At 73.0% G+C, this 11,459-nt stretch carries 11 protein-coding genes; 7 read left to right on the plus strand and 4 right to left on the minus strand.

Features of this window, described 5'->3' with window-relative positions:
* Positions 1 to 36: 36 nt before the first annotated feature.
* From ACY1JX_RS01000 to ACY1JX_RS01015, 4 genes are read right to left on the minus strand one after another with little or no spacing between them, the layout of a single operon-like run.
* On the minus strand, positions 37 to 2,475 hold the full coding sequence (locus ACY1JX_RS01000) for a CHAT domain-containing protein (protein WP_462564912.1): 2,439 nt from the start codon (positions 2,473 to 2,475) through the stop codon (positions 37 to 39).
* A gap of 6 nt (positions 2,476 to 2,481) precedes the next feature.
* Positions 2,482 to 4,200, minus strand: a complete 1,719-nt coding sequence (locus ACY1JX_RS01005) for a S8/S53 family peptidase (RefSeq protein ID WP_462564913.1) — start codon at positions 4,198 to 4,200, stop codon at positions 2,482 to 2,484.
* Positions 4,201 to 4,210: 10 nt separating this feature from the next.
* Positions 4,211 to 4,648, minus strand: a complete 438-nt coding sequence (locus ACY1JX_RS01010) for a hypothetical protein (protein WP_462564914.1) — start codon at positions 4,646 to 4,648, stop codon at positions 4,211 to 4,213.
* Entirely contained in the window at positions 4,645 to 5,244 is a 600-nt protein-coding gene (locus ACY1JX_RS01015) for an RNA polymerase sigma factor (protein ID WP_286928494.1), read from the minus strand. The genes ACY1JX_RS01010 and ACY1JX_RS01015 overlap by 4 nt, the downstream gene beginning before the upstream one ends.
* A gap of 104 nt (positions 5,245 to 5,348) precedes the next feature.
* On the opposite strand from ACY1JX_RS01015, the gene ACY1JX_RS01020 reads away from it, so the two are divergent.
* The 7 genes from ACY1JX_RS01020 to ACY1JX_RS01050 all read left to right on the plus strand — a co-directional run bounded on the left by ACY1JX_RS01020 (position 5,349) and on the right by ACY1JX_RS01050 (position 11,447).
* The gene (locus ACY1JX_RS01020) at positions 5,349 to 5,780 is read left to right on the plus strand and encodes a hypothetical protein (protein WP_462564915.1); all 432 of its coding nucleotides are present in this window, start codon (positions 5,349 to 5,351) and stop codon (positions 5,778 to 5,780) included.
* Between the two features lie 10 nt (positions 5,781 to 5,790).
* On the plus strand, positions 5,791 to 6,111 hold the full coding sequence (gene mihF, locus ACY1JX_RS01025) for an integration host factor, actinobacterial type (RefSeq protein WP_462564916.1): 321 nt from the start codon (positions 5,791 to 5,793) through the stop codon (positions 6,109 to 6,111).
* A complete protein-coding gene (gene gmk, locus ACY1JX_RS01030) occupies positions 6,104 to 6,703 on the plus strand; it encodes a guanylate kinase (protein WP_286928496.1) in 600 nt (199 codons plus the stop codon). Before mihF ends, gmk begins: the two co-directional genes overlap by 8 nt.
* Before the next feature lie 24 nt (positions 6,704 to 6,727).
* The gene (gene rpoZ, locus ACY1JX_RS01035; protein WP_181755946.1) at positions 6,728 to 7,024 is read left to right on the plus strand and encodes a DNA-directed RNA polymerase subunit omega; all 297 of its coding nucleotides are present in this window, start codon (positions 6,728 to 6,730) and stop codon (positions 7,022 to 7,024) included.
* A 13-nt stretch (positions 7,025 to 7,037) separates the two neighbouring features.
* Positions 7,038 to 8,240, plus strand: a complete 1,203-nt coding sequence (gene coaBC / locus ACY1JX_RS01040; RefSeq protein WP_462564917.1) for a bifunctional phosphopantothenoylcysteine decarboxylase/phosphopantothenate--cysteine ligase CoaBC — start codon at positions 7,038 to 7,040, stop codon at positions 8,238 to 8,240.
* Between the two features lie 77 nt (positions 8,241 to 8,317).
* Complete coding sequence (gene metK, locus ACY1JX_RS01045; RefSeq protein ID WP_181755944.1) at positions 8,318 to 9,505, plus strand: methionine adenosyltransferase; 1,188 nt, start codon at positions 8,318 to 8,320, stop codon at positions 9,503 to 9,505.
* A 46-nt stretch (positions 9,506 to 9,551) separates the two neighbouring features.
* Positions 9,552 to 11,447: a primosomal protein N' family DNA-binding protein gene (locus ACY1JX_RS01050; protein ID WP_462564918.1), complete on the plus strand. Its 1,896-nt coding sequence runs from the start codon at positions 9,552 to 9,554 to the stop codon at positions 11,445 to 11,447.
* Positions 11,448 to 11,459 lie beyond the last annotated feature (12 nt).

Genomic DNA, 11,459 nt, shown 5'->3' on the forward strand with positions numbered 1-11,459 from the left:
CGCCCCCGCGAACGTCACTGCCAGCGCTCCGTCAGCTCACCAGCCGGCGCCGAAGCAGACGAACGAGGTGGGGCGGTCGCCGGTCGCTTCGGCGAGCGCGACGGCCGGGGGAGTGCCCGCGGCCATGAGCTGGTGCACGTCCTGCAGGACCTCGCAGGCCTCGTCGTCCGCCACGGCGGCGGGGGAGGCGATCACGCAGCGCGCACCGGCGTGCAGCCACGCGGTGACCATGCCCAGCGACTCCTCGGCCCAGCGCTGCGTGGAGCGGCCGACCTCGCACGCGGACAGGATGACGATCTGCGGCACCGTGGCGATCCGGTCGAGGTCGTAGCCGAACAGCGGTCCGTCCTCGAGCAGCACACCGGAGAACAACGGGTTCTCGGCGGCGTGGCGGCCGTGGGCCGAGACGTGCAGCAGATCCACACCGTCGGCGAGGTCGAGCGTGGCCGCCACGGTGGCGCTCGCATCGGTGAGCGCGCTGGAGCCCGTCCAGTGGGCCGCCGACTGCTTGACCTCCTCCACGGCACGTGCGACGCCGGGTCCGGCGACGAAGCCCGCGCTGCGTGGTGCGCGGAGGTCGCGTGTGGCCAGCCACCGCGTGGCCGTGACCGGCACGGTGACCGGACGCCCGGTGAAGCCCGGCAGCATCGACCACGGCAGGCCCGACAGCAGCCCCGCCGGCGTGATCACCACGCGTCGGTCGCCCAGGTGGGGGAGCACAGGATCGACCAGGAGTCGTGAGAGCTCCACCAGCCGCCGGTCCCGCGATCCACGCACCGCTCGCTGCATCGCCGGCATGAGGGTGGCGGCGGCCATGTCGAGGTCGGCCTGGAGCCCGCCGAGCCGCTCGACGAGAGGACCGTGCGGGCCGAGGTCCAGCAGGACCGGGTCGCCGTCGGTGATCACCAGGGCGTGCACCCGGCGCCGGTCCCACAGGTAGCTCACGAGCGCGTCGCGGTCGCCGAGGGAGTCGGTCAGCTCTGCAGGCTCGACCACGTCGCCGACCTCGCCGGACCCGCGCTCGAGCCAGGCGCGGTGCCGCACCCGATCGCGCAGGCGCGCGAGCTCGCGGGCCTCGGGTGACCCCTCGTCCGGCTCCTCCACGGTGAGCTGGCGGATCTGGGTGAGGTCGTCGGCGGCATCGGCGTCCACGGGCGGCCGCACGGGCACGACGCGACTGGTCAGCTCGCGCGCGCGCTCGGACCACTCCAGGACCAGCGACGGGTCGCCCGAGGCGAGGGCCTCGCGGATGCCGGTGAGCGCCAGGGCGCGACCGCTGCCGGCCACGCCGACGGCGAGGTCGAGGCTGCCGAAGGACGACTGCCAGTCGTGCAGGAGGTCGAGTCCGCGGCGCAGGTGCGCGAGCGCCTCGCGCCTGCGCCCGCGCGCGAGTGACCGCGCCGCCAGCGCCGATCGCTCCAGCAGCCGCTCGGTGAGGCCGTCGCGCTCGGTGGTGCGGCCGCGCTTCAGCAGCTGCGTCGCCCGCTCGGGATCACCGAGGACAGCCGCGAAGCGGGCCGCGAGCAGGTCCAGCAGCTGGGCGAAGTGGTCGAGTCCGTGCTTCCGCAGGGCGCCGGAGGTCTCCTCGGCGCGGTCGAGCCACGCCACGGTGGGTGGTGCGATCGAGGTCTCGGCAGCCAGCGCGACCGTGTCGGCGCGCAGCGCCCACCACTCGCTGCCCGTGCCGCGCAGGCGACGCGCCGCCTGCCGCGCCAGCCGGCGCGACCGGCGCGGATCGCTGAACAGCAGGACCCGCGCGGCGGTGGCCTCGCACTCGCCCTGGTGCTGGCGCAATCGTGCCTGGGCGAAGACGCGGGCGGCAGCGAGGATGAGGTCGACCGCCTCGTGGGTCTCGCCGGCCGCCAGAAGCGCCTCGGCGGTGTCCTGGTCACACACGGCGGCGGCGACGGGGGAGAGGTCGGCCAAGTGCACGCGCGCCGCGTCCATCGCCGCGAGGGCCCCGACGAGGTCGCCGCTCTGCAGCGCCGCGTAGCCGTCGTTGTGGCGTGCCTGGGCCCACCCGGTCTCGTCGCCGGCCGCATCGAAGAGCGCGGCCGCCTCGTCGAAGTCGTGGCGCGCCCGCTCGAGGCGCCACTGCTGCAGGTGCAGCACCCCGCGGTTCATCAGGGCGTTCGCCCGGGCCGTGCCCGTCAGCGCGGGAACGGCGAGGTCGTACAGGGCCGACGCCCGGTCGGCGTCGCCCGCGTTCAGGTGCAGGCCCGCCCGCTGGCTGTGCACGAGCGCGCGCACGGCCGGCGCTCGGGCCAGCCGCGCGGCCTCGTCGCACCGCCGCAGGGCCTCCTCCGCATCGCCGAGGGTGGACGCGACGTGCGAGAGGTTGACCAGGATCCGCACCTCACGATCGGGATCGGCGTTGCGCTCCAGTGCCGTCAACAGCTGCCGCCGCGCCGTGCGGTAACGACCGGCGTCCATCGAGGCTCGGCCCCGCCGGTGCAGCTCAACGGCCGAGAGCATGGGACCTCACTCCGGGTCGGTGAGGCGACCGATCGCGGCGATCGCCCGCTCCACGGCCTGCGCCGGATCGTCGGCCGTTCCCTCCACCGGGAGGTCCTTCGCCAGTGCGGACGCCAGCTGGGCCGCGAACACGGGCGCGGCGAACGACGACCCGCTCCACACCGCGAAGCCGCTCGCGAAGTCGTCGGGGTCGACGGTCTCGCGGGTACGGCCCCGGAAGGTGGCGCGCGCGATCGGCTGGAGTCCGCCCTCGAACGGCGGGATGGTGCTGACGAGCGAGGCGCCCGGCCGGTACACGTGGACCCACGGACCGGTGTTCGTGAACATCGCGTCGGTCCGACCGTTCGGGTTCAGCGCCCCGACGGCGACGATCGGCGTGGCGCGGGGGTCGCGACGCACGACCTCGTCGGCCGGGTCCTCCCACGGCCCGAAGGCGGCGGGGAAGAGGGGACGCGACGTCGCGTCGTTGCCCGCCGCGCAGACCACGGTGGTGCCGGTCCGGCCGATCAGGGCGAGCAGCTCGTAGAGGGTCGGGTCGAACTCCAGGTCGTACGGCGTCTCGTGGTAGTAGCCGAACGACAGGTTCAGCACGTCGAGGCTGAGCCCGTTCACGCCGCCGTCGCCCGCGCGGACGAGCTGCGCGATGCGGATCAGCGCGGTGACGAAGTCGGACTCGGCGAGCGTGCCGTCGGAGTCCATCACCCGCCACCAGTGGATGTCGGCGTCGGGGCAGCCCTGGTGCAGGAGGCCCACGATGAACGTCCCGTGGCCCGAGGCGTCGTCGATCGAGCCGTCGAGCGGGCCGCTGACGTTGCCGAGCGTCTCGGGGTCGGTGGGCGCGTCGTCGCGACCGATGGTGACTCCGGAGATCAGCTTCGTGCCGTCCTTGACCGCGCCGTTGGTGAACCAGGCGTGCTTGCCGCAGCCGGAGTCCAGCACCCCGACCCGCGGGCGGCGCTGTCCGTCGGGGTCGTCGGGGGAGCGAGTGGGAGCCGGGCCGACCCACGCCACCGGCTGGCGTCCCCCGGAGCCGACCTCGCCGTACGAGTCGACCGCCATGCTCGCGCCGCGGGTGAACGGGGCTCCGCGGGTGAAGGGTGCGCCGCGGGTGAACGGCGCGCCCCGCGTGAAGGGAGCCCCGCGGGTGAACGGCGCGCCCCGCGTGAAGGGAGCCCCGCGCGTGAACGGCGCGCCCCGCGTGAACGGGCTGCTCTGCAGGACGTGGTCGAGACCGATGCCGTGCAGCAGGTCGGTGCCCTTCTCGGGCTCACGACCCAGCGCCAGGGCGCGGGCCGCCTGGAGCAGCGACCAGGCGTCCGGCGGACGGGCGTGCGAGCGAGCCGTGGCGGAGATGACGACGCGCGCCATGCCGACACCGCCGGTGGTGGTGAGCCACGGGTAGCGCTCGGCGCGCTCGCGGCGCTCCTCGTCGGTCTCCTCGACCACGATCCTCGGGTACGTCTCGTCCTCGACGACCTGCCAGTTGAACACCTCGGCCGCGTCCTTCAGCAGCTGGATCGCCGCATCGACGTCGACGAGGGTGGAGATGAGCAGCTTCGTCGAGAGGTACGCCGTGGGGTGCGTCTCGCGCCCGCCGGGGCCCACGGTGGCCTTGGACGGGTCGAGGGTCGCGCCCTCGCGCGCGGCGACGCTCTCGAGGTCCTGCTCCCGCTCCCACGGGTCCTGCTCTTCCCAGCGCGGCGGCTCCTGGCCAGTCGGACGCATCCGGTGCTCCTCAGATCTCGAAGGTGGGGGTCGCCAGCTCGGTGTCGCCCGAGAAGTAGATGCGGATCAGGCCGGCCGGAAGGGACTCAAACTCGAACCGGCCGTCGGTCACGTCGGCGGTCCAGGTCTGGTCGCCGGCGGTCAGCCGCGCGTGGTCGGCGCCGGTGCCCGTGACCCAGCCGTCGACGCGGCGGGTGGTCTCGTCGACCTGGGCCACGCGCAGCAGGATGGAGGCCTCGTCGTGGGAGAACTCGATGGTAATGACGCCCGAGCCGCGGGTGCCGACCAGCTCGGTGCTGCGGCCCAGCAGACTCAGCAGCTCGTAGTCGGCGTCGAGGCTCTCGGCGGCGATGGCGGCGATCATGGCGTCGGCCAGGTGGGCCGGCGGTGGATCGAGCACCTCGTACATCGCTCGCAGGTTGGTGAAGATCGGATCGCGTTCGGTCATGACGTGGCCCCCTCGCCGGAGATGACGGCCTTGAGCTTCTCGAGGCAGCGTCGGCGTGTCGGGCCGATGCTCCCCACGGGCATGCCCAGGTCCTCGGAGATGTGCTGGTAGTCGGGCCGGTCATCGAAGGCGATCACGCGCAACAGGCGCTGGCAGCGCTCGTTGAGCTGCGCGACCGCCGACCACAGCCGGTGGTTCTCGTCGGCCGAGACGGCCTCGGACTCGGCGGCGGGCGAGCTGGGCAGCGCAGGCGCCAGCAGCTCGTCGTCGACCGCGTCCTCGCGCCGGTTCCGTGAGGCGACCCGCCATGCCTGGCGGCGGGCCGTGATGATGAGCCACGAGGAGACGGCACGCGGGTTGTCCACGCTGTCGGCCTTGCGCACGAGCGTCAGCCAGGTGAACTGGATGACGTCCTCGCACACGTCCTCGTCGAGCCGGTAGGCGCGCACCACGTGCCACAGCACGGGGGTCATCTCGCGCACGAGTTCGTCGATCGCTCCGCGGTCCCCGTCACGCCAGCGTGCGAAGGCCTCGCCGGAGCGGATCCACGGGCCGTCGTCGGATTCTGCTGGTTCGTGTGACTTTTCGCTGGTCACGAAGTTCATTGTGCGCACATCCGGGACGAGGCAGGAAGGGGGCGCGCTGATACACGCGGTCGACGGACCGTCGGCGGGACGGTGCTCGCTAGTAACCTGTCGGGGTGCGACGACCCTCCCTGCTGCTGTCCGTGGTCCTCGGTCTCGCGACCCTGACGGGCTGCTCCGGCGGGGGGCCCTACTGCGACGCGGTCGACGCGGGCCGCGATTCGCTGGCCACCTTCGGCCAGCAGAACGACGCCGCGTTCGCCACCTACGCGGACGTCACGACGAAGGTCGCCCACGAGGCGCCCGAGGACATCGCGAAGCAGTGGACCGACATCGCCAAGGCGACCAAGAAGGTCGTGATCGCCCACCGCAAGGCCGACTTCGCGCTCGAGGACATGAAGAGCGAGGAGAAGGTGAACGCCCTGTCCCAGCAGGACATCGACCGGATCACCGCCGCCCACGAGGCCTTCAACGACACGAGGGCCCAGCGCGAGGACGTGGTCGAGCACGTGAACGACGAGTGCGGCATCGACCTGTCGAAGAAGTGAGGAGTTGACCGTGGCCCTGCCCGAGCTGACCGACGAACAACGCCGCGAGGCGCTGGCCAAGGCGGCCGCCGCCCGCCAGGTGCGTGCCGAGGTGAAGTACCGCCTGCGCCATTCCGGCGCGAGCGTCGCCGACGTGCTGGCCGAGGCCAAGCGCAACGAGGCCGTCGCCAAGATCAAGGTGCTCGACCTGCTCCAGAGCATCCCCGGCATCGGGAAGCTGACGGCCCAGCAGATCATGGCCGACCTGAGCATCGCCGAGAGCCGCCGCCTGCGCGGCCTCGGCACGAACCAGGCCAAGGGCCTCGTCGCCGAGATCGCCCGCCGTGGCTGAACCACGCAGTGCTGAACGGCGCGGTCGCCTGATCGTGCTGGCCGGGCCCACCGCGGTCGGCAAGGGCACGGTGGCGGCGTGGGTGCGCGAGCACCACCCCGAGATCTGGATGTCCGTCTCGGCCACCACCCGGCCCGCCCGGCCGGGCGAGGTCGACGGCCGGCACTACCACTTCGTCACCCCCGAGGAGTTCGACCACCTCATCGCCACCGACGGCCTGCTCGAGTACGCCACGGTCCACGGCGTCAACCGCTACGGCACCCCGCGCGCCGCCGTGGAGGAGAAGCTGGCGCAGGGCGAGTCGGTCCTGCTGGAGATCGACCTGCAGGGCGCGCGCCAGGTGCGCGAGCGGTTCCCCGAGGCCTTCCTGGTGTTCCTGGCGCCGCCCAGCTGGGACGAGCTGGTCAACCGCCTCGTCGGCCGCGGCACCGAGACCGAGGCCGAGCGCGAGCGCCGCCTGGCCACCGCCCGCGAGGAGCTGGCGGCAGTGTCGGAGTTCGACGCCACCATCGTCAACACCGAAGTCGAGGAAGCGGGGCGGGAGTTGGTAGACTTGTTCAGATCACGCCCGCCAGCCGACCCTGCCGGGTAATCCTCGAACTTCTGGAGATTCTGAGTGTCCACGACACGTTCTGCCGCCGAAGGCATCACCAACCCGCCGATCGACGACCTGCTCGAGAAGGCGGACTCCAAGTACAAGCTCGTCCTCTACAGCGCCAAGCGCGCTCGCCAGATCAACGCGTACTACTCCCAGCTCGGCGAGGGCCTGCTCGAGTACGTCGGTCCGCTGCTCGAGACCGAGGTCCAGGAGAAGCCCCTGTCGATCGCGCTGCGCGAGATCAACGCCGGCCTGCTGACCGTCGAGGACATCACCCCCGACGCCGACGCGCCCGCGACCACCGACGAGGCCTGAGCCTGACGTCGCGATGAGTCGCATCGTCCTCGGCGTCACCGGCGGCGTCGCCGCCTACAAGGCGGCGCTGCTGCTGCGCCTGTTCACCGAGGCCGGGCACGACGTCCGCGTCGTGCCCACCGAGTCCGCGCTGGAGTTCGTCGGCGCCCCCACGTGGGAGGCCCTCTCGGGGAACCCGGTCCAGACCGGCGTGTTCGAGAACGTCCCCGAGGTCCCGCACGTGAAGCTGGGCCAGACGGCCGATCTCGTGGTCGTCGCGCCGGCCACGGCCAACACCCTGGCCCGCGCCGCGCACGGGCTGGCCGACGACCTGCTGACCAACACGCTGCTCACCGCCCGGTGCCCGGTCGTGATGGCCCCGGCCATGCATACCGAGATGTGGGAGCACCCCGCCACCGTGGCGAACGTCGCCACGCTGCGCGAGCGCGGCGTGCTGGTCATCGAGCCCGACTCCGGGCGCCTCACCGGCGCCGACACCGGCCCCGGCCGGCTGCCCGATCCCGAGGCCATCCACGCGGTATGCCTGCAGGTGCTGCAGGGCCGTCCGCGCGACCTCGCCGGCCAGCACGTCGTGGTGTCGGCCGGTGGCACGCGCGAGTTCCTCGATCCGGTGCGATTCCTGGGCAACCGCTCGTCGGGCCGCCAGGGGATCGCCCTCGCCGAGGCCGCCCTCGCCCGCGGCGCCACGGTCACGCTGGTGGCCGCCAACGTGTCGATCGACGTGCCCGCCGGCGCCGAGGTGGTCCGGGTCGTCACCACGTCCGAGCTGCGCGAGGCGATGCTCAAGGCCGCCGAGTCCGCCGACGCCGTCGTGATGGCGGCAGCACCGGCCGACTTCCGGCCGGCGTCCTTCGCCGACGCGAAGATCAAGAAGCAGGCCGACGGCGTCGCGCCGTCGATCGAGCTGATCGAGAACCCGGACATCCTCGTCGAGCTCGTCCGCACCCGCTCGGGCCAGCGCCCGGTCATCGTGGGATTCGCCGCCGAGACCGGCGACGCGAACGGCTCGGTGCTCGACCACGCCCGCGCCAAGATGGCCCGCAAGGGCTGCGACCTGCTCGTCGTCAACGACGTCGGGTCCGAGCGCACGTTCGGCCAGCCCGACAACGAGGTCACCATCCTCACGGCTGAGGGATCCGAGCATCCCGTGGCCCGCGCGGCCAAGTCCGAGATCGCCCACGCGATCTGGGACGCGGTCGTCCAACGGGTGGAATGAACCCGCCCCCTCATCACCCGCCCACTACAGTCATCACGACGTCTCAGACGTCGTAGCCACCAGCCAGAGAGGTAACCGTGAGCCGTCTATTCACCTCGGAGTCCGTGACCGAGGGTCACCCGGACAAGATCGCCGACCAGATCAGCGACAGCATCCTCGACGCACTCCTCGCGCAGGACCCGAAGAGCCGCGTCGCGGCCGAGACGTTCGTGACCACGGGCCTGGTCCTGGTCGGCGGCGAGGTCACCACCGAGGCGTACGCCGACATCGCGCGGATCGCGCGGGACCGCGTGCTCGCAATCGGCTACGACTCGTCCACCAAGGGCTTCGACGGTGAGTCCTGCGCCGTGCAGGTCACCCTCGACGCGCAGTCGCCCGACATCGCGCAGGGCGTCGACACGGCCGAGGAGGCCCGCCTCGGCGGCGCCACCGACCCGCTCGACCTCCAGGGCGCCGGCGACCAGGGCCTGATGTTCGGCTTCGCCTGCGACGAGACCCCCGAGCTGATGCCGCTGCCGATCACGATCGCGCACCGCCTCTCCGAGCAGCTGACCAAGGTCCGCAAGGACGGCACGCTGCCGTACCTGCGTCCCGACGGCAAGACCCAGGTCACCATCGAGTACGACGACAACGACAAGCCCGTGCGCGTCGAGGCGATCGTCATCTCCACCCAGCACGAGGAGGGCGTCGACCTCGAGCACCAGCTGCCCTCCGACCTCAAGAAGCACGTCATCGACGAGGTGCTGAGCCAGTACGACATCGACTCGTCGAACTACAAGTCGCACATCAACCCGACGGGCAAGTTCGTCATCGGCGGCCCCATGGGCGACGCCGGCCTGACGGGCCGCAAGATCATCGTCGACACCTACGGCGGCTACGCCCGTCACGGTGGCGGCGCGTTCAGCGGCAAGGATCCGAGCAAGGTCGACCGCTCCGCCGCGTACGCGATGCGGTGGGTCGCCAAGAACATCGTGGCCTCCGGCCTGGCCACCAAGGCCGAGGTCCAGGTCGCGTACGCGATCGGCGTGGCCCACCCGGTCGGCTTCTACGTCGACACGTTCGGCACCGAGGTCGTCCCGGTCGACACGATCCGCGACGCGGTGCTCGAGGTCTTCGACCTGCGCCCGGCCGCCATCGTGCGCGACCTCGACCTGCTGCGCCCGATCTACGCCGAGACGGCCGCCTACGGCCACTTCGGCCGCCCGGGCCTGCCCTGGGAGAGCACCGACCGCGCCGACGCCCTGCGCGCGGCCGCGGGTCTCTGATCCCGTGCCCCGGGGCCCTGTCGGGCCCTGCTGGTAGAACAGCCGAGTGAACCCAGCACAGCGGCGTGTCGCGAGAGTCCTCGTCGACACGCCGCTGTCGCATCTGGACCGTCCGTTCGACTACGCCGTCCCTGACGAGCTGGCCGAGGCGGTCGTGCCCGGATGCCGGGTCAAGGTGCGCTTCGCGGGACGGCTCGTGGATGGATTCGTCCTCGAGCTCGCCGACGACTCCGCGCACGACGGCAAGCTCGCGGCGGTCGCCAAGGTGGTCTCCTCCGAGCCGGTCCTGACCCCGGAGGTCGCCGCCCTCGCCCGGGCCCTGGCCGACCGCTACGCGGGCACCGCGGCCGACGTGCTGCGGCTCGCGATCCCGCCGCGCCACGCCCGTGCCGAGGCCCACCCGCCGGCCGAGCCGGCACCACGGCCGCCCGACATCGGCAGCGCCTCGTGGCACGCCTACGTGCACGGCGCGTCCTACGTCGAGGCGCTGGCGGCGGGGGAGTCGCCCCGCGCCGTGCTGAACGTGCTGCCGCGCCACGAGCCCGAGCGGGCCGTGGCCGAGGCGGTGTCGGCGGTCGTGCGGTCGGGTCGGGGCGCGGTCGTCTGCGTGCCCGACGTGCGTGAGGTGGCTCGCTGGCACGCGGCCTTCACCGAGGCCCTCGGTCCCGACGCCCACGTGGCGCTCACGGCCGCCGAGAAGCCCGCGGCGCGCTACCGCAACTTCCTGCGGGTCTCCCGCGGTGAGGTGCAGGTCGTGCTGGGAACCCGTGCCGCCGCCTACGCGCCCGTGCGCGACCTCGGTCTCGTCGTGATCTGGGACGACGGCGACGACCTCCACGCCGAGCCCCGGGCGCCGTACCCCCACACCCGCGAGGTGCTGCTCACCCGGGCGATCGAGACGGGCGCGGCCGTGCTGATCGCAGGCCATGCCCGCACCGCCGAGGCCCAGTCCCTCGTGCAGCAGGGCTGGTGCGCCGAGATCGTCGCCGACCAGGCGTCGCGCCGGCGCGAGTGGCCCGTGGTCGAGGTCACCGACGGCACCGAGCACGGCGCGGCCGCCGCCCGGCTGCCCGCCGCGGTGTTCCAGGCGGTCCGGGCCGCGGAGGGTCCCGTGCTCGTCCAGGTGCCGCGGCGCGGCTACCGCACCTCCTTGGCGTGCCAGGACTGCCGCACACCGGCCTCCTGCCCTCAGTGCCACGGACCGCTGCTGCAGCACCGCGCCGACGCCCCGCTGGTGTGCCGCTGGTGCGCCACGGAGGTGCCCCGCTGGCGCTGCACCGAGTGCGGCGGCACGCGCCTGCGCGCCCCGGTCGTGGGCCAGCTGCGCACCGCCGAGGAGTTCGGCGCCGCCTTCCCCGACCGCACCGTCCTCACCTCGGGCGGTGACACGGTGCTCGAGACGGTCGATCCCGAGGGTCACCCGCTCGTGCTGGCCACGCCCGGTGCCGAGCCGCCCGTCCCCGGCGGCTACGCCGTGGTGGTGCTGCTCGACACGTGGCTCATGCTGGGCCGCGACGACGTGCGCGTCACGGAGGAGTCGCACCGGCGCTGGTTCAACGCCCTGGCGCTGTCGGCCTTCGGCGCGCGCGCCGTTGCAGTCGGCGACACCACCGTCCTGCAGGCGCTCGTCCGGGCTGACCCGGTGGCCGTGGCCGCTCGTGAGCTCTCCGAGCGCGCCGAGACCCACCTGCCGCCCGTCGGGCGCCTCGCCACGGTCGACGGCACCGACGACGTGATCGGCGTCCTGGCGCGGCGGTCGTGGCCGCCGTTCGTCGACGTCCTCGGCCCGGTCCCGCTGGAGCCGGGCCGCGAGCGCCTCATCCTGCGGGTGCCCCGGCGCGAGGGACTGGCCCTCGCGGCGGTGCTCAAGCAGGTGGCCGCCGAGCGCAGCGCGGCCAAGGAGACACCGGTGCGGATCCAGGTCGACCCCGTCGCCTTCTGAGCCGCCCGGCGG

This window comes from Aeromicrobium sp. JP4, assembly GCF_054957925.1.